Source organism: Zavarzinia compransoris (genome assembly GCF_003173055.1).
Taxonomy (GTDB): Bacteria; Pseudomonadota; Alphaproteobacteria; order Zavarziniales; family Zavarziniaceae; genus Zavarzinia; species Zavarzinia compransoris.
Map to the genome: position 1 here is coordinate 913,094 of NZ_QGLF01000001.1, position 24,140 is coordinate 937,233.

General features: G+C 66.8%; 21 protein-coding genes. 4 read left to right on the top strand and 17 right to left on the bottom strand.

Going from position 1 to position 24,140, the window contains the following annotated elements; genetic code table 11:
- Positions 1–171: 171 nt before the first annotated feature.
- Both gltA and DKG75_RS04515 read left to right on the top strand, forming a co-directional pair.
- On the top strand, positions 172–1,467 hold the full coding sequence (gltA, locus tag DKG75_RS04510) for a citrate synthase (RefSeq protein WP_109919856.1): 1,296 nt from the start codon (positions 172–174) through the stop codon (positions 1,465–1,467).
- Positions 1,468–1,484: 17 nt separating this feature from the next.
- Entirely contained in the window at positions 1,485–1,703 is a 219-nt protein-coding gene (locus DKG75_RS04515) for a hypothetical protein (protein WP_109919857.1), read from the top strand.
- A 9-nt stretch (positions 1,704–1,712) separates the two neighbouring features.
- On the opposite strand, the gene lpxB is transcribed toward DKG75_RS04515, so the two are convergent.
- From lpxB to rpsB, 15 genes are all read right to left on the bottom strand, one after another.
- Positions 1,713–2,909 (bottom strand): lipid-A-disaccharide synthase, encoded by a 1,197-nt coding sequence (gene lpxB, locus DKG75_RS04520; protein WP_109919858.1) that lies wholly within the window; start codon positions 2,907–2,909, stop codon positions 1,713–1,715.
- On the bottom strand, positions 2,906–3,745 hold the full coding sequence (locus DKG75_RS04525; RefSeq protein ID WP_243746441.1) for an LpxI family protein: 840 nt from the start codon (positions 3,743–3,745) through the stop codon (positions 2,906–2,908). Before DKG75_RS04525 ends, lpxB begins: the two co-directional genes overlap by 4 nt.
- A complete protein-coding gene (lpxA, locus tag DKG75_RS04530; RefSeq protein ID WP_109919860.1) occupies positions 3,732–4,535 on the bottom strand; it encodes an acyl-ACP--UDP-N-acetylglucosamine O-acyltransferase in 804 nt (267 codons plus the stop codon). Before lpxA ends, DKG75_RS04525 begins: the two co-directional genes overlap by 14 nt.
- An 11-nt stretch (positions 4,536–4,546) precedes the next feature.
- Complete coding sequence (gene fabZ / locus DKG75_RS04535; protein WP_109919861.1) at positions 4,547–5,020, bottom strand: 3-hydroxyacyl-ACP dehydratase FabZ; 474 nt, start codon at positions 5,018–5,020, stop codon at positions 4,547–4,549.
- Positions 5,013–6,047 (bottom strand): UDP-3-O-(3-hydroxymyristoyl)glucosamine N-acyltransferase, encoded by a 1,035-nt coding sequence (gene lpxD / locus DKG75_RS04540; RefSeq protein WP_109919862.1) that lies wholly within the window; start codon positions 6,045–6,047, stop codon positions 5,013–5,015. Before lpxD ends, fabZ begins: the two co-directional genes overlap by 8 nt.
- A gap of 2 nt (positions 6,048–6,049) precedes the next feature.
- Positions 6,050–6,610: an OmpH/Skp family outer membrane protein gene (locus tag DKG75_RS04545; RefSeq protein ID WP_109919863.1), complete on the bottom strand. Its 561-nt coding sequence runs from the start codon at positions 6,608–6,610 to the stop codon at positions 6,050–6,052.
- Positions 6,610–8,874 carry an outer membrane protein assembly factor BamA gene (gene bamA / locus DKG75_RS04550; protein WP_243746442.1) on the bottom strand — a complete coding sequence of 755 codons (2,265 nt, stop codon included), beginning with the start codon at positions 8,872–8,874 and terminating at the stop codon, positions 6,610–6,612. Before bamA ends, DKG75_RS04545 begins: the two co-directional genes overlap by 1 nt.
- A 74-nt stretch (positions 8,875–8,948) precedes the next feature.
- Complete coding sequence (rseP, locus tag DKG75_RS04555) at positions 8,949–10,094, bottom strand: RIP metalloprotease RseP (protein WP_109919865.1); 1,146 nt, start codon at positions 10,092–10,094, stop codon at positions 8,949–8,951.
- Positions 10,095–10,162: 68 nt separating this feature from the next.
- Positions 10,163–11,320 (bottom strand): 1-deoxy-D-xylulose-5-phosphate reductoisomerase, encoded by a 1,158-nt coding sequence (locus DKG75_RS04560; protein ID WP_109919866.1) that lies wholly within the window; start codon positions 11,318–11,320, stop codon positions 10,163–10,165.
- Entirely contained in the window at positions 11,320–12,132 is an 813-nt protein-coding gene (locus tag DKG75_RS04565; protein WP_109919867.1) for a phosphatidate cytidylyltransferase, read from the bottom strand. Before DKG75_RS04565 ends, DKG75_RS04560 begins: the two co-directional genes overlap by 1 nt.
- A gap of 36 nt (positions 12,133–12,168) precedes the next feature.
- On the bottom strand, positions 12,169–12,900 hold the full coding sequence (locus DKG75_RS04570; protein WP_109920147.1) for an isoprenyl transferase: 732 nt from the start codon (positions 12,898–12,900) through the stop codon (positions 12,169–12,171).
- Positions 12,901–12,937: 37 nt separating this feature from the next.
- Complete coding sequence (gene frr, locus DKG75_RS04575; RefSeq protein WP_208111960.1) at positions 12,938–13,459, bottom strand: ribosome recycling factor; 522 nt, start codon at positions 13,457–13,459, stop codon at positions 12,938–12,940.
- Between the two features lie 43 nt (positions 13,460–13,502).
- On the bottom strand, positions 13,503–14,222 hold the full coding sequence (gene pyrH, locus DKG75_RS04580; protein ID WP_109919869.1) for a UMP kinase: 720 nt from the start codon (positions 14,220–14,222) through the stop codon (positions 13,503–13,505).
- A 185-nt stretch (positions 14,223–14,407) separates the two neighbouring features.
- Positions 14,408–15,334: a translation elongation factor Ts gene (tsf, locus tag DKG75_RS04585; RefSeq protein ID WP_109919870.1), complete on the bottom strand. Its 927-nt coding sequence runs from the start codon at positions 15,332–15,334 to the stop codon at positions 14,408–14,410.
- 48 nt (positions 15,335–15,382) lie between these two features.
- Complete coding sequence (gene rpsB, locus DKG75_RS04590) at positions 15,383–16,186, bottom strand: 30S ribosomal protein S2 (protein ID WP_109919871.1); 804 nt, start codon at positions 16,184–16,186, stop codon at positions 15,383–15,385.
- Positions 16,187–16,457: 271 nt separating this feature from the next.
- Between rpsB and DKG75_RS04595 the strand changes: the two genes are divergently transcribed.
- Both DKG75_RS04595 and DKG75_RS04600 read left to right on the top strand, forming a co-directional pair.
- Positions 16,458–17,480: a 2-dehydropantoate 2-reductase gene (locus DKG75_RS04595; RefSeq protein WP_109919872.1), complete on the top strand. Its 1,023-nt coding sequence runs from the start codon at positions 16,458–16,460 to the stop codon at positions 17,478–17,480.
- 109 nt (positions 17,481–17,589) lie between these two features.
- On the top strand, positions 17,590–19,986 hold the full coding sequence (locus tag DKG75_RS04600; RefSeq protein ID WP_109919873.1) for a TonB-dependent receptor: 2,397 nt from the start codon (positions 17,590–17,592) through the stop codon (positions 19,984–19,986).
- A 61-nt stretch (positions 19,987–20,047) separates the two neighbouring features.
- Here the strand turns inward: DKG75_RS04600 and DKG75_RS22645 are convergent, their stop codons facing one another.
- Both DKG75_RS22645 and dnaE read right to left on the bottom strand, forming a co-directional pair.
- Complete coding sequence (locus tag DKG75_RS22645; RefSeq protein ID WP_133636768.1) at positions 20,048–20,581, bottom strand: hypothetical protein; 534 nt, start codon at positions 20,579–20,581, stop codon at positions 20,048–20,050.
- A gap of 53 nt (positions 20,582–20,634) precedes the next feature.
- Positions 20,635–24,108, bottom strand: coding sequence for a DNA polymerase III subunit alpha (dnaE, locus tag DKG75_RS04605; protein ID WP_109919874.1), 3,474 nt, complete (start codon positions 24,106–24,108; stop codon positions 20,635–20,637).
- Positions 24,109–24,140 lie beyond the last annotated feature (32 nt).

Genomic DNA, 24,140 nt, shown 5'->3' on the forward strand with positions numbered 1-24,140 from the left:
TATGACTTGAAAAGATGCAGATCGGCCACGAGGGCCCTGTTCGTGCCGAAATGCTTGGCATTATAATGAGGGCGACACTTCCAAACCGACGGGTGCGGGGCACTTCTCCCCCAATCGGCTCCGCCCCCTGACCACTTTAATCTCAGACGATCTCATACGGAGTGCAGCGAGATGGCCGATCAGACCTCTGTGGTTCTTGAGGATGCGGGCAAGAAAATATCGTTGCCGTTGATAGAGGGTTCGGTCGGGCCCAAGGTCATCGATATTCGGAAGCTCTATGCCGAGACGGGTCACTTCACCTATGACCCGGGGTTCACCTCGACCGCGTCGTGCGAATCCACGATCACCTATATCGACGGCGACGAGGGCGTCCTGCTCTATCGCGGCTATTCGATCGACGATCTGGCCGACAAGAGCGACTTCCCCGAAGTCTGCTACCTGCTCCTGAACGGCGAGTTGCCGACCCAGGCGCAGAAGGAAAAGTTCCTGAAGAACATCACCTATCACACGATGGTGCATGAGCAGCTGTCGATGTTCTTCCGCGGCTTCCGCCGCGACGCGCACCCGATGGCCGTGATCTGCGGCGTGGTCGGCGCGCTTTCGGCCTTCTACCACGACTCGACCGACATCAGCGACCCGGTGCAGCGCGTCATCGCCAGCCACCGCCTGATCGCCAAGATGCCGACGATCATCGCCATGGCCTACAAGTATTCGATCGGCCAGCCGTTCATGTATCCGCGGAACGATCTCGATTACTGCGAGAACTTCCTCTACATGACCTTCGGCGTCCCCTGCGAGCCCTATAAGGTTTCGCCGACGCTGGCGAGCGCGCTCGACAAGATCTTCATCCTGCACGCCGATCACGAGCAGAATGCCTCGACCTCGACCGTCCGCCTGGCCGGCTCGTCGGGCGCCAATCCCTTCGCCTGTATCGCCGCCGGCATCGCCTGCCTGTGGGGTCCCGCCCATGGCGGCGCGAATGAAGCGGCGCTCAACATGCTGCAGCAGATCGGCACGCCGGACCGCATCCCGGAATATATCGCCAAGGCCAAGGACAAGAACGATCCGTTCCGCCTGATGGGCTTCGGCCACCGGGTCTACAAGAACTACGACCCGCGCGCCAAGGTGATGCAGGAAACCGCCCGCCAGGTGCTCGACGAACTGGGCGTCCACAACGACCCCCTGTTCCAGGTCGCGATGGAACTGGAAAAGATCGCCCTCAGCGATCCCTATTTCATCGAGAAGAAGCTCTACCCGAACGTCGACTTCTATTCGGGCATCATCCTGCGCGCCATGGGCTTCCCGACCACGATGTTCACGCCGCTGTTCGCCCTGGCGCGCACCGTCGGCTGGATCGCCCAATGGTCGGAAATGATCGCCGATCCCTCGCAGAAGATCGGCCGCCCGCGTCAGCTCTACACCGGTTCGCCCCGCCGCGCCTTCGTGCCGGTGGCCGAGCGCGCCTGACCGGCATGGAACAGCGGATGTCCGGCGGACAGTCCAGGCGCAACGGCGCCGGGGCCCGTTCGCCGGGCGCCGGCCTCGTCCCCCCCGGCGCCCGCAAGGGCGTCTGGGTCCGGCTGGGCCGGCCCGCGAACGACAACCGGCGGCCGGCACGGAAGCTGATCGCCCTGATCGCGCGCCGTCTCGTCCTGCCCGGCCTGCTGCTGGCCGGGGCCTGGGCGCTCTATCGGCTCTTATAAGCGCCTGTTCTACAGAGGCCGGAGTGCCGCCAGGATCGCCCGCGCCGCCCGGGCCGACGGGGCCGGTCCGCCGCGGCCGAGCGCGGTCATCACCCGGCGCATGGCGCCCACCTGTTCCGCCCGCGCGCCTTCGTCCCGCATCAGGTGGCCGGTCGCCGCCGCCAGCTTTTCCGGCGTGCACTGGCTTTGCAGCAGTTCGGGGACGATGGCCCGATCCTCGATGATATTGATCAGATTGGCGAAGCGCACCTTCGCCATCATCCGCACCACCAGCACGCTGAGCGGATTGGCGCGATAGGCGATGACCATGGGCGTTTCCGCCAGGGCCAGTTCCAGCGCCACCGTGCCGGACGCGGCCAGCGCCGTGCCCGCCGCCGCCATTGCCGGCAGCTTGTCCGCCGCGTCTTCGAGGACATGGACCGGCAGGGGCCAATCCGCGACCGCCGCCTTCACCAGGCCGGCGACATTGGGCACGGTCGGCACCAGCACCGCGAGGCCGGGGAATTGCGCGGCCAGCAGGCCCAGCGCCGCCCCGAAAACCGGCCCCAGGCGCTTCACCTCGCTCGACCGGCTGCCGGGCAGGACGACCAGCACCGGCCGCCCCGGATCGATGCCGAGGCGGGCCAGCAGGGCGGCGCCGCCGGCGCGCAAGCTGTCCGCATCCGCCGCCCCCTCGACCACCGAATGGCCGACGAAGCTGGTGGCCAGCCCATGCCGCTCGAAATAGGGCGGCTCGAACGGGAACAGCACCAGGAGATGGCTGAGGAAGCCGGCGACCATCTTCGCCCGCCGCGGCCGCCAGGCCCAGACCGTGGGCGCCACGTAATGGATATGGGGGATCCCCTGCCCCTTGATCTTCTTGCCGACTCGGAAGGAAAAGGCCGGGGCATCGACGGTGACGACCACGTCCGGCCGCTGGTCGAGGATCGCCGCCGCCACTTCCCGCACCCGGCGCAGGACATGGGCCGCCTTGGGCAGGACTTCCAGGACGCCGAGCAGGGTCAGTTCCGCCATCGGGAACTGGCTGGCCATGCCCTCGCCCGTCATCAGCGGGCCGCCGACGCCGGTGAAGCGCACGGCGCCCCCGGTTTCGCGCTTGAGGGCCGCCATCACCCGGGCGCCCAAAGCATCGCCCGACGGCTCGCCGGCGATGATGAAGACATGCAGGGGCCGCGCCGCCGGCAGCCCGTCCCGATACGCGGTCATCGCTGCAACCCCACGACAAACAGCCCCAATTCATCCGCCCGCGCGGCCACCGCCGCCCGGTCCACCACCAGGGTCGCGCCGGCGGCGCCGACGATGCCCGCCAGCCCGGCCCGCGCCGCGCCCTCGACCGTGGCGACCCCGATGGTCGGCAGGTCGACCCGCCTCTCCTGCCCGTGTTTCGGCAATTTCAGAAGCAGGCCGGCACGGGCGGTCCAGCCGGCCCGCAGTTCGGCGCAGCGGGCCAGCATGCGGTCCGTCCCCTCCGCCGCCTCGATGGCGAGGACCTCGGTTTCCGCCACTACCGCCCCCTGCCCGACATCGACCCGGCCCAGGGCCTCGACCACCTGCAACGCCCGGGCGAGATCGCCCTCCTGGCCGGGACCGAGGCCGAGACAGCCGAGGGGGCCCGCCGGCAGCAGCAATTCGTCCAGCACCTGATCGGCGCCGGCGACCGCGAAGCCCTCGTCCTCGAAGATCTGGACCAGGGCCTTCAGCAGGTTGTCGTCACCCTTCCGCGCCCCCGCCAGCACCCGGGGCAAAACGCGCACACCCTTCCAGTCCAGGCGAAGCGTCTTGAAATCCGGCCGCGCCACATTGCCGGCCATGACCACGGCGCGGCACCCGGCGGCGCGCAGCAGGGCCAGGATCCGGCCCACCTCGCCGATCGCCGCCCATTCGTCGGCGATGCCTTCATCCGGGCGGGCAACGGCTGAGCCCTTTAGACCGAGAACAAAGAAAGGCCGGCCCTGGCGGCGACAGGCGGCCGCCAGCCGGACGGGGAGATCGCCGCCGCCGGCAATGATGCCGAGTTTCGGCGCCGGCTCAGGCACCGCCACGATCGGCGCGCGGCAGGACGAAGGAGCGGGCGGAATCCGCCTGCATGAAGGCGACGACATCCATCACCACGTCGCTGCCCGAGAATTCCTCGGTCACATCGGCCAGGCGTTCGGCCAGCGTGCCCTCGTCGGCGAACAGCAGGCGATAGGCGCGGCGCAGGCCGTGGATCTGCTCGCGGCTGAAACCGCGGCGCTTCAGGCCGATGATGTTGAGCCCGGCCAGGAAGGCGCGGTTGCCCATGACCGAGCCATAGGGAATGACGTCCTGCTCGACCCCGGACATGCCGCCGATCATGGCATGCGCGCCGATCCGGACATTCTGGTGAATGGCCGACAGGCCGCCGACATAGACGAAATCGCCCAGGGTGACATGGCCGCCCAGGGTGCCGTTATTGGCCATCACCACATTGTTGCCGACATGGCAGTCGTGGCCGACATGGGTGCTGACCATGAGCAGGCAATTGTTCCCGACCGAGGTCAGGCCGCCGCCGCCCACCGTGCCCGGGTGAACCGTCGCATGCTCGCGGATCTGGCAATTCTCGCCGATGACGATGCGGGTATCGTCGCCGATCGGCTTCAACGTCTGGGGCGGGGCGCCGATCACGGCGAAGGGATGGATCTGGGTACCGGCGCCGATGCGGGTCAGGCCGGAGACGACCACATGGCCCTTCAACTTCACGCCGTCGGCCAGTTCGACATCGGCACCGACGATGCAGAACGGCCCGATCTCGACATCCTGGCCGATCTTGGCGGCCGGATCGACGATGGCGCTCGGGTGGATAATGGACAAGACCCGTCTCCTCAGCGGTCGAGAATCATCGCGGTCACGGTCGCCTCGGCGGCCAATGCGCCTTCGACCTTGGCCACGCAATGGAATTTCCAGACATTGGCGCGGCCGCGTTCCTTCTTCACGTGGATGCGCATCTGGTCGCCCGGGACCACCGGCTTGCGGAACCGGCAATCCTCGATGGACATGAAATAGACCAGCCGGCCCTCCGCCTCGTTGCCCAGCATCTTGATGACGACGACGCCGGCGGTCTGCGCCATGGCTTCGACGATCAGGACGCCCGGCATCACCGGATAGGACGGGAAATGCCCCTGGAAGAACGGTTCGTTGATGGAGACATTCTTGATCCCGGTGGCGCTTTCGCCCCCGATCAGATCCACCACGCGATCGACCAGCAGCATGGGATACCGATGCGGGATCATCTGCATGATCCGCATGATATCGATCGTCTCGAGCGTCTGCGCGCTGGTCTCCCCGGCCTCAGACATTGTCTTCCCCCTTGTGCTGGGCAAGGCGGGACAGGGTCGTCGCCTCACGGAACCATTGCTTGATGGGCACCGCCGGCGTGCCGCCGACCGTTACCCCTGGCGGAACGTCGCGCATGACGCCGGCCTTCGCCGCGATCTGCGCCCCCGTCCCGATATTGATATGATCGGCGACCCCGGCCGAACCGCCGAAGGCGACGAAATCGCCCACCGTACAGGAGCCCGAAATGCCGACCTGGGCCGCCAGGACGCAGCCCCTGCCGAGCTTCACGTTGTGGCCGATCTGCACGAGATTGTCGATGATGGTGCCGTCGCCGATCACCGTGTCACCGTAGACCCCGCGGTCGATGCAGGCATTCGCCCCGACCTCGACGTCGCTGCCGATGATCACCCGGCCCACCTGGGGGATGCGCAGATGGCCGGCCGGGGGATTGGGCACGAAGCCGAAGCCCGCCTCGCCGATCCTGGCCCCGGCGAAGAAGGTGCTGCGCGCCCCGACCACGGCAAAATGGACGGAAGCGCCGGCGCCGACGATCACCTCGTCGCCGAGCACGACACCCCGCCCGATCACGGCACAAGGATCGACGATCACGCCGCGGCCGAGCCTTGCCCCCGCGCCGATCGTCGCCCCGGGGCCGATCTCGCAGCCCGGGCCGAGCACGGCGCCCTCGCCGATCACCGCGGTGGCGGCGATGCCGGCCGCAGCCTCGCGGCGCGGGTGGAAGAATTGGGCGATCCTGGCATAGGCGATCGCCGGCTGGCGCGAATGCAGCAGGGCGACACCCTTGGGCGCGCGGCGGGCGTGCTCCTCGCGCAGCAGGCAGGCGCCGGCCCTGGTCGCCCCCAGGGCGCCCAGGAACTTGGCATGGCCGACATAGGTGATCTGCTCGGGCCCCGCCCATTCGAGCGGCGCGGCACCGGCGACGATCTGGCCGGGATCCGCGCCCTCGCCGAGGGTGGCGCCGGCGATCTCGGCCAAAGTCCCCAGGCTGTACGGCCCCCTGCCCACGAAAAAGCGGGGTTCGGCCATGGTCATTTCACGGGCGCGACTTCAACCTTGATCGACGGCAGCTGGGCATCGAGCGCCGCCAGGACTTCGCCGGTGATCTCGAGCTTCGGGTCGAAATAGAGTACTTCATTGGTGCCGAGCAGGAGGTTGGAGCCGCGGCTGGTCATGATCTCGCTGAAGATCGGCACCAGCGCTTCGCGCACCTTGGCGCCGGCGGCGTCCACCGCCTCCGAGATCGCCTTGTTGCTGGCCTGGGCACGGCGCTGCGCCTCGGCGACCTTGGCTTCGAACGCCTTCTGGCGCTTGTCGCGCTCGGCGTCCGACAGTTTGGGCGCCGCGTCGCGCAGCTTCTTTTCCTCGGCCTTCAGGTTCTGCAGATCCTTGTCGATCACGGCCTGATATTTGGCCTGCACGGCCTGGACCTGGCGGCGGACATCCTGCGCCGCCTTCGACGCCGTTTGCAGCCTTTCGTAATTCACGATCAAGGGCGCCGCCTGCGGCAGATTCTCGGCCAGCGCCGGCGCGGCGGCGCCGACAGCAAGGGCGACGCCCAGCAGGGCGGCATGGAGCGATTTGCGCATCATCAGAACTTCGTCCCGAAGCTGAAGCGGAAGACCTGGGTTTCGTCGTAGTCTTCCTTGAGAAGGGCTTGCGCGAAGTCGACCCGGATCGGGCCGAAGGGCGAATCCCACGAAATGCCGATGCCCGCCGACATGCGCAGCGAGGAATCGTCGAGCACGCTGACGGTCGGCGCGGTATCGACCTCGAACAGCGTGCCGAAATCGGTGAAGACGCTGGCGCGGATGCCGTATTCGTCCGGCAGGCCGACCGGGAAGCTGACCTCGGCCGTACCGATGGCATAGATATTGCCGCCCAGGCTGTCGCGCGAGATGGCGTCGCGCGGGCCGATGCCGGCATCCTTGAAGCCGCGGAGGTTCTGGCCGCCGACGTCGAAACGGTCGTTCAGGCGGACATTCTGGCCAAGGCCGTGGATATAGCCGCCCTCGGCCGAGAGCGAGGCCACCACCGACGACGTGATCGGGTAGTAGTAATTGGCGCCCGCGGTGGTGCGGATATAGGTCACGTCGCCGCCGAGACCGGCGAAATCCTGGCCGATGAACAGGTAATAGCCGTCGGTCGGGCGCTGCGGCCGGTCGCGCCGGTCGTAGCCGAGCACATAGCCGACCATGGAGGTCAGCGCCTGCCCCTCCGCTTCCTTCACCGCGAAGGAGGCGAACGGCCCGACATTGGTGATCTCGTCCTGGCGCAGGGTATAGCGCGTGGTCATGCGCAGGAATTCGGAAATATTGAAGCCGGCGCGCAGGGCGAAACCGGTCCGGCGCAGGTCGTATTGCGCCTCGTCCTGGTAGTCGCGGTCGATATTGAACAGGTCGATACCGGCGGCGACATTACGGCCGAGGAAATAGGGCTCGGTGAAGCCGAAGTCGAACTGGGTGCGCTTCTGCGACAGGCTGGCCGAAATGCGGATGTCCTGGCCGCGGCCGAGCAGGTTGCGCTCGCGCACCGAGACTTCGCCGACCACGCCTTCCGACGACGAAAAGCCGGCGCCGACCTGAAGCTCGCCGGTCGAGCGTTCCTGCACCTCGACATTCATCACCGTGCGGTCGGGCGCGCTGCCCTGGACCTGGGTGACATCCACCTTGTCGAAGAAGCCGAGCGCCTGAAGGCGCTGGCGCGACCGTTCCTTCTTCGCCGTGTTGAAGGCATCGCCTTCGGACAGGCGGAATTCGCGGCGGATGACTTCGTCGAGGGTGCGGACGTTGCCCTGGATGTTGATGCGCTCGACGTAGACGCGGGGCGCCTCGTTGATCTGATAGGTGATCGAGACCGTGTGCTTTTCACGGTCGCGCTTCAGCACCGGGCGGATGTCGATGAAGGCATAGCCGAGGTTGCCGGCGGCATCCGTCAGCCTGTCGATGGTCTTCTCGATCAGTTCCGCGTTATAGGTCTCGCCCTCGAGGGTGAGAAGCTGGCTGCGCAGCTCGTCCGGCACGAGGTCGCGGATGCGGCTTTCGATGTCGATGCCGCCGAAGGTGTAGATCTCGCCCTCGTCGACCGTGAAGGTGATGAAGAAGGCGTCGCGCTCCGGAGTCAGATCGGCGACCGCCGACAGCACGCGGAAATCCGCATAGCCGTTGGTCAGGTAGAATTTCCGCAGCAATTCGCGGTCATAGGTCATGCGGTCCGGGTCGTAATTGTCCTCGGACGAGAAGAAGCGGTACCAGCGGCTTTCGCGGGTCGCGATTTCCTCGCGCAGTTCGCCGTCGGTGAAGGCCTTGTTGCCGATGAAGCTGATGCGCTCGACACCGGTGTTCGGGCCTTCCTTGATCTCGAAGATCAGGTCGACGCGGTTCTGCGGCAGCTGCACGATCTTCGGCTCGATCGTCGCGGCGAAACGGCCGGCGCGGCGATAAAGCTCCAGCATGCGCTGGACGTCCGACTGCACCTTGGCGCGGGTGAAGATGACGCGCGGCTTGACCTGGAGTTCCTTGGTCAGCTGCTCTTCCGAGAGCTTGCTGTTCCCCTCGAGAACCACGCGGTTGATGATCGGGTTCTCGACCACCGTGACGACGAGGTCGTTGCCCTCGGCACGGATCTGCACGTCGCCGAACAGGCCGGTCGCATAGAGCGCCTTCAGCGACAGGTCGAGCTTCACGGGGTCGAAGCGCTCGCCCGCCCGGATCGACATATAGGAGATGACCGTCTCCGGCTCGACGCGCTGGTTGCCCTCGACGCGGATGGCGGAAACGATCGGGGCGGCAGCCTCGGCCCCGGCCCCGCGAACCTGGGCAAAAGCGGCGGGAGACGCCGCAAGACCGACAGCCAACGTAGCCGGCCCGACAAGCCGACGCGCAACGCGCACCATTGAGGACACCCCAGAACTCCCTCTGCCGTCGCCGATCAGGTGAAAAGCCGGCTGATGAAATCGACGACCCGGAGTTGAACGAGATCGTTCCAGGTCGCGAACACCATCAACGTCAGCACCATAGCAAGACCCACGCGGAAGCCGAACTCCTGAGTCCGGTCCCCGAGCGGACGACCACGTATGGCCTCAAACGCATAGAACAACAAGTGTCCGCCGTCCAGCATCGGCACCGGCAAAAGGTTGAACAAAGCGAGGTTTACGGACAAAGCGGCGATCAGCAGGATGAAACTGTCGATCCCGACCTTGGCCACGCGCCCCGACATGTCGGCGATTCGGAGCGGCCCCCCCAGTTCTTCGGTGCCCCGGCTGCCCGCAATCATCTGGCCGACCGCGGTCGCCGTCACATTGACGACCGAGCCGACCTCCCGGACCGCATACCAGAGGGAATCGACGACGCCGTGTTCCTTGAACTCGACGCCCGAGGAGGATACCCCGAGCAGGCCGATCTTCTGCTTGCCGCCCTGGCCGTTGTCGATCTCGGTGATGGTCGGGGTGGCGCCGATCTCCAGCTGCTCGCCGGCCCGCGCCACGCTCAGGCGCACGGGCGTGCCCTGGTTGAGGCGGATGACCATGATCAGGTCCTCGAAGCGCTCGACCGAGCTGCCGTCCACCGCCAGGATCCGGTCGCCGGGCAGAAGGCCCGCGGCTTCCGCCGCGCTGCCGGGCGAGACCTTGTCCACCACCGGCGGGGTGAAAGGCTGGCCCAGCGCGACGATCAGGCCATAGAAAAGAACGATTGCCAGAAGGAAATTGGCGATCGGGCCGGCGGCGGCGATCGCCGCCCGCTTGCCCACCGATTGCCCGGCGAAGCTGACCTTCCGCTCCGCCTCGGTCATGGCGATGGTGCCGTCGGGCAGCGCCGAGGTGGCATCGGCATCGCCGAAGAAACGGACATAGCCGCCGAGCGGCAGCATGGAAATGCGCCAGCGGGTGCCCAAACGGTCGGTCCAGCCGAAGATCTCGCGGCCGAAGCCGATGGAAAAGACCTCGACCTTCACGCCGCAGCGGCGCGCGACCCAGAAGTGGCCGTACTCATGGACCGAGACCAGGACCGAGATCGCAATGACGAAGAAGATGATCGTGTGCAGCGACGACCCGACGCCGCCAATGAAATCACCCACCTGAGGCCCGCCTTTCCCGGCGCGCCCGAGACGCGCCGCGTTTCATCCACCCGTTCTGCACCGTCCGCTCAGGCCTGATCGGCCGCGGCTTCGGCTTGTCGGCGCGCGGCGGCATCGGCCGCCATCACGTCGTCTAGACAGGATACGCCGAAGCGCCCTGCCAATCTGTCCAATACCTGATCGACAATTGCGGCGATATCGAGAAAACCGATCCGGCCGCCCAGGAAGGCGGCAACCGCCACCTCATTCGCCGCATTCAGGATTGTAGGCGCCGCCCCCCCCGATTTCAAGGCGTGGCGGGCCAGCGCCAGGGCCGGGAAGCGCTGGGCGTCCGGCGGCTCGAAGGTCAGGCGCGCGATCGAGGCGAGGTCGAGGCGGGCGACCGGCGTCGCCATGCGGTCGGGCCAGGCCAGCGCATAGGCGATCGGCACCCGCATGTCCGGCGAGCCAAGCTGCGCCAGCACCGAACCGTCGACATATTCGACCAGGCTGTGGATGACCGACTGGGGATGCACCAGGATGTCGATCCTGTCCTCCGGCATGGCGAACAGGTGGTGCGCCTCGATCAGTTCCAGGCCCTTGTTCATCATGGTGGCGGAATCGACGGAAATCTTCGCGCCCATCGACCAATTGGGATGGGCGACAGCCTGGGCCGGGGTCGCCCGCTCCATCACCTCGCGGTCGGCGGAGCGGAACGGCCCGCCCGAGGCGGTGAGGATCAGCCGGGCCACCCGGTCGCGCCGCGCCTCGTCGAAGACCTGGAAAATCGCATTATGCTCGGAATCGACCGGCAGCAGGGTGGCGCCGTGGCGGGCAACGGCGGCGGTGAAGATATCGCCGGCGCAGACCAGCGCCTCCTTGTTGGCCAGGGCGACGATGGCGCCGCGCTCGACCGCGGCCAATGTCGGGGCAAGGCCGGCGGCACCGACGATCGCCGACATGACGAGGTCGGCCGGCACTTTCGCCGCCTCGACCACCGCCCCCGGGCCGACGCCGACCTCGATGCCGAGGCCGGCCAGGGCCTCGCGCAGGGCCGGCAGGGCCGCCTCGTCGGCACTGGCGACGAAGGCGGGACGGAAGCGCCGGGCCTGCTCGACCAGCACGTCCAGGCGCCGGTGGGCGACCAGGGCCGCGACCTCGAACTGGTCCGGGTTGCGGCCGACGAGATCGAGGGTGCTGGTCCCGACCGAACCGGTGGAGCCGAGCACGGTGACGCGCCTCGCCATCACAGCGCTCCGACCAGCACGGCCAGCGCGGCGGCGGGGGCGGCGAAGAGCAGGCCGTCCAGCCGGTCCAGGAAACCGCCGTGGCCGGGGATCAGGTTGCTCGAATCCTTCACGCCGAAATGGCGCTTCACGGCACTTTCCGACAGGTCGCCGAGCTGGCTCCAGGCGCCGACGATGCCGCTGACCAGCGCGAAGGCCAGGGGATCGGGCAGGCCGACGATCCAGGCGGTCAGGCCGCCGGCGACGATCGCCGCCGCCACGCCGCCGATCAGCCCGGCCCAGGTCTTCTTCGGGCTGATGCGCGGCGCCAGCTTCGGCCCGCCGATGGTGCGGCCGGCGGCATAGGCCCCGGTATCGGTCGCCCAGATCGAGACCAGCAGCCAATAGGTCAGTTCCGTTCCCGCCTCGGCATCGAAGCGCAGCCACAGCATCGACAGGCAGGGCAGCGCGACATAGGGCACGGCCAGCACCGGCCAGGGCCGGCGCAGGCCGCGTTTCGCCGCGAACCACCAGGAAACGGCGGCGCCGACGGCAACGACGCCGAGGGCGACCGCAAACAGGCCGAAGACGCCGACGGCCAGCGCCGCGCCGACGAAGGCGCCATGCAGCCGGGCCATGTCGCCCAGCCCGTCGCCTTCGGCGATGCGGTCCCATTCATAGACCAGCAGAAAGGCGATGACGGTCACCAGGGCCACGAACCACCCGCCCCCGGCATGAACGGCGCCGAGGCCGACCAGGGCCAGCACGGTGCCGGATGCCACCCGCAGGGAGAGATCCCGGCCCGGCAGCCTGCTCTCGATCGTTGCGCCCATGCCCCCCGTCATTCCTTCCCGGTCACGCGGACCGGGTCATTCCTTGCGCGCGCCGAAGCGGCGGTCGCGCTGCTGGTATTCGCGCAGCGCCGATGCCAGTTCCTCGCGCCCGAAGTCCGGCCACAGCGTATCGACAAAGATGAATTCGGCATAGGCCGCCTGCCACAGCAGGAAATTCGACAGGCGCTTCTCGCCCGAGGTCCGGATCACCAGGTCGGGATCCGGAATGCCCGCGGTCTCCAGCCGGCTGGCGAACAGCGCCTCGTCGATCGCGGCCGGCGCCAGGCGGCCGGCGGCGACATCCTCGGCCAGGGAGCGGGCGGCACGCACGATCTCGGCCTGCCCGCCGTAGGAAATCGCCAGCGTCACCGTCAGGCGGCGGTTGTCGCGGGTCTTGCTCTCCGCCTGGTCGATCAGGCCGAGAATGTCGGGCGCGAGCCGGGCGCGGTCGCCGATCACGCGGATGCGCACGCCGTTGGCATGGAGTTCGGCGAGGTCACGGCGGAGATAGAGCCGCAGCAGCCCCATCAGGTCGCCGATCTCCGCCTCCGGCCGCTTCCAGTTTTCCGAGGAAAAGGCATAGAGGGTCAGATATTCGATATTGAAGTCGGCCGCCGCCTCGACCACCCGGCGCACGGCTTCCGAGCCGCGCTGGTGGCCGACGACGCGGGGCAGCAGGCGCGCCTTCGCCCAGCGCCCGTTGCCGTCCATGATGACGGCGACATGGCGCGGCAGGGCCGCATCCCGTTGCTCGATCGCCGGTTTCATCATCCGGTACCGTCCCCCTGCCGGGTCCGCCCAGGGCTCAGACCTGCAGGATTTCCTTTTCCTTCGAAGCCAGCGCCGCGTCGATGACGGCGATCGCCTTGTCGGTCATATCCTGGACTTCGTCGGCGTAGATCTTGTGATCGTCCTCGGAAATCTTGCTGTCTTTTTCGAGCTTTTTCAGCTGATCCATGCCGTCGCGGCGCACATTGCGCACGGCGACGCGGGCCTGTTCGGTATATTTCGAGGCGAGCTTCACCATTTCCTGGCGCCGCTCCTGGTTCAGTTCCGGGATCGGAATGCGGATCAGCGTGCCGTCGACCACCGGATTGACGCCGAGGCCGGAATTGCGGATCGCCTTCTCGACGGCCGAGACCGAGCCGCGGTCCCACACCGAGACCGAGAGCATGCGCGACTCCGGCACCGAGATCGACGCCACCTGATTGATCGCCATCTGCGCGCCGTAAACCTCGACCGTGATCGGATCGAGCAGGTTCGGCGAAGCGCGGCCGGTGCGCAGCCCCGCGAATTCATGCTTCAGGTTCTCGACGGCGCCATTCATGCGCCGCTCGATCGCGTCGAGATCGGGCTCGTCGGACAAGGTGTTACTCCCCTTCCCTGATGATGGTCGATTTGGCCTCGCCGGTGAGGACGGAGACCACGGGTTCGGACAGGCTATAGACCAGGATCGGGATGCGGTTGTCGCGGGCGAGCGCGATGGCCGAGGCATCCATGACCCGCAGGTCCCGGGCCAGCACTTCCTGATAGGTCAGTTCGTCATAGCGCGTGGCGTCCGGATCGCGCTTCGGATCGGCGGAATAGACGCCGTCGACCTGGGTCCCCTTCAGCATTACGTCGCAGCCCATCTCGATGGCGCGCAGCGTCGCCGCCGTATCGGTGGTGAAGAAGGGATTGCCGGTGCCCGCGGCGAAGATCACCACCCTGCCCTTTTCCATGTGGCGGATGGCGCGGCGGCGGATATAGGGCTCGCACACCGAGGTCATGGGAATGGCGGAGACGACGCGGGTCTGCAGGCCGAACTTCTCGAGCCCGCTCTGGAGCGCGAGCGCGTTCATCACCGTCGCCAGCATGCCCATGTAATCGGCGGTGGCGCGTTCCATGCCGTGGGCCGCCTTGGACAGGCCGCGGAAAATGTTGCCGCCGCCGATGACGAGGCAGATCTCGATGCCGAGGTCATAGGCCCCCTTGATGTCGCGGGCGATGCGATCCACCGTTTCCTGATCGATGCCATAGGCCTGGGCGCCCATCAGGGCCTCGCCCGAGACTTTCAGCATGATGCGGCGGAATTTCGGCACGGTGGTCATGGGGGATCGATCCAGGCGCGAGCGGCTTCCGGCCCGGCCGGGCGGCCGGGCTGGTCACGGGGTATATCATCTGACCGGCGGCCGGCCAACGGGAACGGCCGCTGATGGCGAATTTGTTTCTGGCGCCGAATCCGGGCACAAAAAAGGCCCGGCGCCGCAAGCGCCGGGCCCTTGTTGCCGGTCGGTCAGCGGGCGGCCTGCGCGGCCACTTCGGCGGCGAAGTCGGAGACCTGCTTCTCGATGCCTTCGCCGAGCGCGTAGCGGACGAAGCCGGTGACCTTGATCGGGCTGCCGGCGTCCTTGGCAGCGGCCTCGACGGCCTTGCTCACCTTGGTCTCGCCGTCGATGATGAAGACCTGCTCCAGGAGCACGACTTCCTCATAGTACTTGCGGATGCGGCCTTCGATCATCTTCTCGATGATATTGTCCGGCTTGCCCGAGGCGCGGGCCTGTTCGGTCAGCACGTCACGCTCGCGGGCGATCAGCGACTGGTCGAGCGAGGCGACGTCCAGCGAGGCCGGGTTGGTGGCCGCGATGTGCATGGCGATCTGCTTGCCCAGCACTTCCAGCTTGTCGGCCGGCGCCGCCGATTCGAGGGCGACGAGCACGCCGATGCGGCCAAGGCCCGGGGCCGTGGCGGAATGGATGTAGGACGCGACCACGCCCTGCGGCACTTCGAGAACCGAAGCGCGGCGCAGGTTCATGTTCTCGCCGATGGTGGCGATCAGGTTGGTCAGCTCGTCCTTCACCGGCTTGTCCGCGCCCGGATAGGCCGCGGCGGCGACCGCCTCGATGTCCGAGCCGGCATCGATCGCGACCTGGGCGACGGTCGCGACGAACGACTGGAACGCCGGGTTGCGGGCGACGAAGTCGGTTTCCGAGTTCACTTCGACGACGGCGGCCTTGGCGCCGTTCGAGGCGACCGCGACGAGGCCTTCCGCGGCGACGCGGTCGGCCTTCTTGGCGGCGGCCGACAGGCCCTTCTTGCGCAGCCAGTCGATCGCCTGCTCGATGTCGCCGCCGTTTTCGGCCAACGCCTTCTTGCAGTCCATCATGCCGGCGCCGGTCTTCGTGCGCAGGTCCTTCACGAGGGCCGCTGAAACCTCAGCCATGGGATCTACCTTTCTGTCGGTTCTGCGATCAGGAGCGGGGCCCGGGCTTTACGCCTGGGCCGCCTCGCCCGAGGCTTCGGCCTCGGCGGCCTGGAGGGCGGCTTCTTCCGCCTCGACATCGACCAGCTCTTCAATGCCGCCGATGTCGACGCCGGCCGCGGTCAGCTCGGCCTGAATGCCGTCGAGGACCGCGCGGGCGACCAGATCGCAATAGGTGGTGACGGCGCGCAGCGCGTCGTCATTGCCCGGCACCGGATAGGTGATGCCGGCCGGGTTGGAATTGCTGTCGACGATCGCGACCACCGGGATGCCCAGCTTGTTGGCTTCCTGGATGGCGATGTCTTCCTTGTTGGTGTCGATGATGAAGATGATGTCGGGCAGGCCGCCCATCTCCTTGATGCCGCCGAGCGCGCGTTCCAGCTTTTCCTTCTCGCGCTGCAGGTTCAGCTGCTCCTTCTTGGTGAGGCCGAGCGCCTCGCCCTGGAGCTGCTCGTCGAGCGACTTCAGGCGCTTGATCGACTGGGAGATGGTCTTCCAGTTGGTCAGCATGCCGCCGAGCCAGCGGTGGTTCACGTAATACTGGCCGCAGCGGGCCGCCCCATCGGCGATCGGCTGCTGGGCGGTGCGCTTGGTGCCGACGAAGAGCACGCGGCCGCCGCCGGCGACGACGTCGCGAATCGCCTGCAGCGCGCGGTGCAGCATCGGCACCGTCTGGCCCAGGTCGATGATGTGGATATTGTTGCGCACGCCGAACAGGAACGGCGCCATGCGCGGGTTCCAGCGGTGAGTCTGGTGACCGAAGTGAACGCCGGCTTCGAGGAGCTGGCGCATGGAGAACGAAGGAACGGCCATGATCTGTACCTTTTCCGGTTGAGCCTCCGTGGGATGTCGTCCGGAAATCCGGACACCGGAGCGACGGCGGAACCCTTCCGCAGCCGCAAACCCCACGTGTGGAATGGCGCGCCTATTACCCCCAATACCCGGCAAAAGCAAGGTTCAAAACCGCATGGGGCGGTGCCGGGGGGCCGGCAATTGTCAACAAGCCGACATTTGAGCGGCGCCTGTTCTGGCATTATAGCCAAAATACGTGGGCCAGAATACGTGGGGAGAGGACGGCAGGATCATGACCGGCAACAAGCGTATCGCCATCCTGGGGGCGGGGCTGATCGGCGGCTATGTCGGCGGGCGCCTGGCCGCCGCCGGAGCCGACGTCACCTTCATCGGCCGGCCGCGCCAGATCGAGGCCCTGCGCGCCCACGGCCTGACCGTGACCGATCTCGACGGCCGACGGTTCGGCATCGAGGCGGCGGCGCTTCAGTTGGCCACGACGCCCGAGGCGCTGGCCGGCGCCGACCTGATTTTCCTCGCCGTGAAAAGCCCGGCGACCGAGGCGGCGGCGGCCGATATCGCCGCCCACGCCCGGCCGGACGCCGCGGTCGTCAGCCTCCAGAACGGCGTCTCCAACCCGGAGCGCCTGCGCGCCCTGCTGCCGGGCCGGACCGTGCTGGCCGGCATGGTGCCCTTCAATGTGGCCGAACCCGCCCCCGGGCACCTGCACCAGGGCACCAGCGGCGCCATCGCGATCGAGGACCATCCGGCGATCCAGGCGGTGATGCCCGCCTTCGCCGCCGCGGGCCTGACCGTCTCCCTGCATCGCGCCATGACGGCGGTGCTCTGGGCCAAGCTGCTGATCAACCTCAACAATGCGGTGAATGCCCTGTCCGGCCTGCCGCTGGCGGCGCAGCTGGCCGCGCGGGATTATCGCCGCGCCGTCGCACTGTGCCAGCGCGAGGCGCTTTCCCTGCTAAAGCTGGCCGGCATCGCGCCCGCGCAATTGGGCCCGCTGCCGCCCCGGCACATGCCGCTGGTGCTGTCCCTGCCCGACTGGCTGTTCCGCCGGGTCAGCGCCCGGGGCGGCGCGCCCCGGGTGGACCGCCACGCCCGTTCGTCCATGGCCGACGATCTGGCCGCCGGGCGCCGCACCGAAGTCGATTACATCAACGGCGAAATCCTGGCCCTGGCCGCCGGGCTGGGCCGGCGCGCCCCGGTCAACCAGCGGATCATCGCCCTGATCCGTGCCGCCGAACAGGGCGCCGCCCCCTGGAGTGCCCCCGCCCTCTACCGCGATCTGCGCCGGCAAGCCTGACCTGCCCCAGCCCGGCGCCAATCCTCGTTGTCCGGTTCGAATCCGCCGATTACACCAGGACAATCTGGTCATCGGGGGCGTCTTCGTGGGTCTGTTGCGGCGTGGGGTAATGGCGGTCGGCAGTACCGCCTTGGTGTTCGGTGCAGCCCACGGCCTGGCGGAGACAGCCGATCCCGCCGACTCGGCAGCCGCAGCCCTCTCCGCCGCCGCCCCGGTGATCGTCATCGAGTTGGACCCGGTCGAGGTGACGGCGCGGCGACGGCCGGAAATGGCGGCGGATGTGCCCCTGCCCGTCTCCGTGGTCTCGGGTGAGACCCTGAAGGCGCGGGCGACGGATTCGGCCGGCCAGTTCTATACCCAGATCCCGAACGCCCAGGTCTTCACCCCCAGCTATCGCAATGCCAGTTTCTCGATCCGGGGCCTCGGCAATTCGCTGGCGACGGAGGGACTTGAAAGTGCGGTCGGCGTTTTCGTCGACGGGGTCTACCGCGCCCGGCCCGGCGCCCTAACCGCCACGCTCTTCGATCTCGACCGGATCGAGGTCATGCGCGGCCCCCAGGGCACGACGTTCGGGCGGAACACCTCGGCCGGCGCCCTGTCGATCACCACCGCCCCGCCCGACTTCGAGCCCGGCGGCTGGCTGCGCCTGTCCTATGGCCATTACGACTATGGCCAGGTCCAGGCCGTGGTGACTGGCCCGGTCTCGGACACGGTGGCGCTGCGCCTGTCGAGCACCTACACACGGCGGGACGGTTTCGTCGAGAATACCAATCCGGCATCGCGCGCCGCCCGGGATTTGAACGATTACAACGATCTCTCGCTACGCGGGCAGGTGCTGTGGGTGCCGGACGACCGTTTCAGCCTGCGCCTGATCGTCGATCACAGCGAGCAGGACGGCGATTGCTGCGTCCAGCTTCTCTCCCACGCCATCACCACCCAGCCGGACGGCAGCCCCTTTCCCAACGGCTATGCCGAGCGCCTGGCCCGGGTCGGCTATGATCCCGGCCCCCTCGATTCCAGCCGCCGGGAGAGCAGCGTCGATGCCCCGCAGACGAGCCAGATGTCGGAAGACGGCATCGCCGCCGAAGTGCAGTGGGAAATCGGCGATCATCTCCTGACCGCGATCACCGCCTGGCGGCGCTGGCGCTTCGAGCCGCATTTCGACGGCGACTACAATGCCACCGATGCCGTGCGCCAGTTCGGCACCTCGGTCGACCAGCAGCAATTCTCCCAGGAAATCCGCCTCGCCTCCCGCGGGGGGGAAACGATCGACACTCTCGTCGGCGCCTATTATTTCCGCCAGGACAGCGAAAGCCTGCAAACCATCGAACTCGGTGCGGACGCCGGGCCGACACTGGCGAATTTCACCGGCATCGCCCCGATCGACCGATTGCTCCTCTACCCGGAGGCGAGCCGGCTGTTCGACGGTTTCACCGATCATCAGGCGGCCAGCCCCAGGACCGAAAGCCTGGCCGGCTTCGGCCAGGCGACCTGGAACATCGACCAGCGCTTCGCCCTGACCGCGGGGCTCCGCTATACCGCCGACTGGCGCGAGGGGGATTTCCGCGCCTGGCAGAGCGGCGGCGGCAGCATCCTCGGCCTTGGCATCGAGGCCCTGGACGATCTGGCGCGGCAGTCCTTCTTCAAGCCCGGCGCCTTCAGCGAGCGGACTTGGCAAGACAATCTGTCGGGCCTGTTCAGCGCCGGCTGGCACCTGACCGAGAGCGTTCTCGCCTATGCCCTGGTCGCGACCGGCTACAAGGCGGGCGGGATCAATTTCGCCTCGGTCAGCGACGGGGTCAGCCGCCGCGTCGCCCCGGAAAAGACCACGAGCTATGAACTGGGCCTGAAGGCCGGCCTGTTCGACCAGCGCCTGCAGGTGAACACCGCGCTCTATTGGACGATCGTCGACGACTACCAGTCGTCCCTGGTCGATCGCACCACCTTCACCACCTATCTCGGCAATGTCGGGCGCCTGCGCGCCCGCGGCATCGAGGTGGAGGTGGAGGCGATCCCGCTCGACGGCCTCCGCCTGACCGGCTCCGTCTCCTACAACGACACCAAGATCCTGTCCTACGCCGATGCCCCCTGCCCGCCCGAGCAGGCGGTGGCGGCCGGCCGGCTCTGCACCGCCGATCTGGCCGGCCGGCGCCTGCGCGCCGCCCCGCTGTGGACCGCCTTCGTCAGCGCCGACTATGCCCGCCCGCTGGGCACCTGGGCGGGCAACGCATTGATCGGCTTCATCGGCGCGAGCTATGCCTATCGTTCAAGCTACAACACCGATCCGTCGTCGCGGGAAACCATCGTGCCCGCCTTCGGCCTCGCCGACGCCCGCCTCGGCCTCGGCAGTGCCGACGAGCGCTGGCGCGCCAGCCTCTGGGTGCGCAACCTGTTCGACGAGAATTACTTCACCGCCGCCGCCGGCCTGCCCTACAACGTCGGCGCCGTGGTCGTCGTCCCCGGCGATCCCCGCACCTTCGGCCTGACGGTGGAATACCGATTCTGAAATAATAAATACAACTTCATCGTTTAAATTATAAAAATCCCCGGCGATAACTATTGATTCTTCAATAAATACTCCTGGTAATTTCTTCAATTTCTTCGCAGGAGAGATACGTATCGGGGATACTTCCGGTCCTCTCTACGTTCTGCCCGACATAGGTTGTGGCGCCTTGCGCCCGATCCTCTGGTGAATTGACAACTTGGCCATAGTCGATCAACGCTCGCATCGCCATTAAAAGGAGAGATGTTCTCTCGTTGTCGCTCAAGGCGCTTTGCGCTGGGTAAATCGAGGGATAACCGCCAATACGCCTGAATTCCATGTCAAGAAATGCCATTGAGGTAAAACCGAATATGAAGAATGACCTTTTCCTCCAATCTCCGCCAATGAATGAACTGGATACGTTTAGAAAAATCGACTTACCTGCGCTTACAAAGCAAAAAACCCGATGATAATCTCCCTTATCCCTGTTCTCATCCTTAAATAAATACGAGAGATAAGAGCCTCCATCTCGGTCGATAGCAAATTTGCTACCAGCCCCGCGCCATTTCCGGCCACTGGCCAGAACGATTTCCGGCGCATCTTCGATCAGGTACGGCATCTGTCCGCGCTCCCGAGTTTGAAGGCCGCGGCCGGGATCGCCACCAGGTACCGCTACAGTTCCACCACCCGCTCGATCCCCGGCATGGAGCGCAGATTCTGGACGATCGAGGGGCTGACGGCGAAGCGGTCCGGCAACTCGAACTCCAACTCCCGCTCCTCCTCGGGAAAGCCGAGGACGAGGGCGATGCGGCCCTTGCCCTTGGGCACCTTGGCCAGCATTCCCTTCATCCCCTCCGCCGCCTTGGCGTCGGCGAGATAGAGGCGGACACCGGCGGCGCTGTTGGCCACCACCTTGTCCAGCGACTGAATGCTCTGGGTCATCATGCGGACCATCTCGCCGTCGATCCGGCCCTCGACCTCGACCAGCACCGGCGTGCCGGGTTCGAGCAGGTCGCGGCTCATCACCAGGACCTCGGAAAAGACCGTCAGCTCGACCACGCCGCTCTGGTCCGTCAGCTTGACGAAGGCGAAGCGGTTGCCGCTCTTCGCGACTTTTTCCTGGCGCGAGAGGACGATGCCGGCGATGCGCAGCTTGCTCTGGCCGCCGGCGATGCGCCGCTCCACCTGGCCGAGCCGGGTGATCCCCAGGCGGTCCAGCGACTTGCCGTAGCCGTCCATCGGGTGCGCCGAGAGATAGAAGCCGATCGCCTCGAATTCATTGGCCGACTGGTCCATGGCCGACCAGGGCGGCACCGCCGGCAGGGCCAGGGTGTCGGCAGGCCCCGCCGCCCCGCCGCCGAACAGGCTTTCCTGCTGCGATTCGCGCTCCCGCGTGGCGACATCGGCAAAGCGCACCACCGCTTCCGCCCCGGTGCAGACCCGTGCCCGGTTCTTTTCCAGGCTGTCGAAGGCGCCGGCCTTGGCCAGGTTTTCGACCTGGCGGCGGTTCAGCCACTTGGGGTCCAGCCGGTTGGCGAAATCCGCCACGGATTTGAACAGGCCGTTGCTCTTGCGCTCGGTCAGGACTTTCTCGATCGCGTCATGGCCGATGATCTTGATCGCGGCCAGCGCATAGCGGATGGCATAGCTGCCGCCGTCCTGCGCCTCGACCGCGAAATCGGCGTCGGAACGGTTGATGTCGGGCTGGAGCAGCGGGATCTTCATCCGCCCTAGTTCCTGGCGGAAGACGTTCAGCTTGTCCGTATTCGCAAGGTCGAGGGTCATGATCGCGGCCATGAATTCGACCGGGTAATTGGCCTTCAGATAGGCGGTGTGATAGGCGACCAGGGCATAGGCGACGGCGTGGCTCTTGTTGAAGCCGTAGCCGGCGAATTTGTTGACGAGGTCGAAGATCTCATCCGCCTTCTTCGGGTCGACGCCGCGCGCCTCCGCGCCCTGCACGAAGCGGATGCGCTGCTGGTCCATCTCCTCCTTGATCTTCTTGCCCATGGCGCGGCGGAGCAGGTCCGCCTCGCCCAGCGAATAGCCGGCCAGGATCTGGGCGATCTGCATCACCTGTTCCTGGTAGATGATGACGCCGTAGGTTTCCTTCAGTACCCCTTCGAGCTTGGGGTGCAGGTAGTCCGGCGCCTCCTCCCCGTGCTTGCAGGCGATGTATTTCGGGATATTGTCCATCGGGCCCGGGCGGTAGAGCGCGACCATGGCGACGATGTCTTCGAAACAGTCGGGCTTCAGCTTTTTCAGCGCATCGCGCATGCCGGACGATTCGAGCTGGAACACGCCGACCGTGTCGCCCCTGGCCAGGATCTCGTAGCTTTTCTTGTCTTCGAGCGCGGTCGCGGCCAGATCGATGGTGATGCCCCGGTTGGCGATCAGGCGCACGGCCAGATCCAGCACGGTCAGGGTCTTCAGGCCCAGGAAGTCGAACTTGATCAGGCCCGCCGGCTCCACCCATTTCATGTTGTATTGGGTGACCAGCATGTCGGAGCGCGGATCGCGGTAAAGCGGCACGAGATCGACCAGCGGCCGGTCGCCGATCACCACGCCGGCGGCATGGGTCGAGGCATGGCGATAGAGCCCTTCCAGCTTCAGGGCGATATCGATCAGGCGCTTGACCGTCTCGTCCTCGTCCCGGGCCTGCTGGAGCCGGGGCTCCATCTCGATCGCCTGTTCCAGGGTGACCGGGTTGGCCGGATTGTTCGGCACCATCTTGGCCAGCTTGTCGATCTGCCCGAGCGGCATTTCGAGCACGCGGCCGACGTCGCGCATCACCGCGCGGGCTTGCAGCTTACCGAAGGTGATGATCTGGGCGACCTTGTCCTGGCCGTATTTCTCGACCACGTAGCGGATCACGCGGTCGCGCTTGTCCTGGCAGAAGTCGATGTCGAAGTCGGGCATGGACACGCGCTCGGGGTTCAGGAACCGCTCGAACAGCAGGCCGAAGCGCAAGGGATCCACATCCGTGATCTGCAAGGCCCAGGCGACCAGCGAACCCGCCCCCGACCCGCGCCCCGGCCCCACCGGGATGCCCTGGCGCTTCGCCCATTGGATGAAGTCGGACACGATCAGGAAATAGCCGGGGAATTTCATCCTGATGATGATCCCCAGCTCGAATTCCAAGCGTTCCCAATAGGGTACGGCGGTTTCCTTGCGCTTTTCCTCATCCATTTCAGGCGTGAAGACATGTTTCGCGAGGCGCATGTGCAGGCCCTCGGTCGCCGTGCGGCGCAATTCGCTGATCTCGTCGTGGCCCTCGCCGCAGGGAAAGGGCGGCAGCAGGGGGCCGCGGGTCTTGGCGCGGACCGCACAGCGCCTTGCGATCACCAGGGTATTGTCCACAGCCTCCGGCAGGTCGGCGAAAAGCTCGCGCATCTCCTCGGCGGATCGGAAGCGATGCCCGGGGGTCAGGCGCCGGCGTTCCGTATTGCCGACGGTCGAGCCCTCGGCGATGCACAGCAGCGCGTCATGGGCGGCATAGGCGCCCTCGTCGGCGAAATAGCAGTCGTTGGTTGCGACCAGGGGCAGGTTGCGTTCATAGGCAAGGTCGATCAGGTCGGCTTCGGTCGCCTCCTCGTCTTCCATGCCGTGGCGCTGGATCTCGATATAGAGACGGCCGGGGAACAGCGCCTCGAAGCGGGCCAGCAATTCGCGCGCCGCATCCTTCTGCCCCTCGAACAACAGGCGCCCGACCGGGCCCTTGGCGCCGCCGGCGAGGCACAGCAGGCCCTCGGTCGCTTCCGCCAGGCGCTCGATGGCCACTTCCGGCGGGCGGCCGTGGTCGGGATCGGTATAGGCGGCGCTCGAAAGCCTGAGAAGATTGGCCAGCCCGGCCGCATTCTGGGCCAGCAGCACGATCGGATCCGGGTCCGGCCGGCGGCCGGCGCGCGGGTCGGTGCTGCCCGGGGGCGCGATCGACAATTGCACGCCCATGATCGGCTGCAGCCCGCTTTTCACCGCCGTGTCGGAGAATTCCAGGGCGCCGAACAGATTGTTGCTGTCGGTCACCGCCACCGCCGGCATCTTCGCCTTGGCGACCAGGCCGACCAGTTTCTTGACCGGGATCGCCCCCTCGGACAGGGAAAAAGCGGTGTGGACGCGCAAATGCACGAAGCCGGCATGGGCCATGAAAAGACTCTCCTGAACGAGCCCGATCTTAA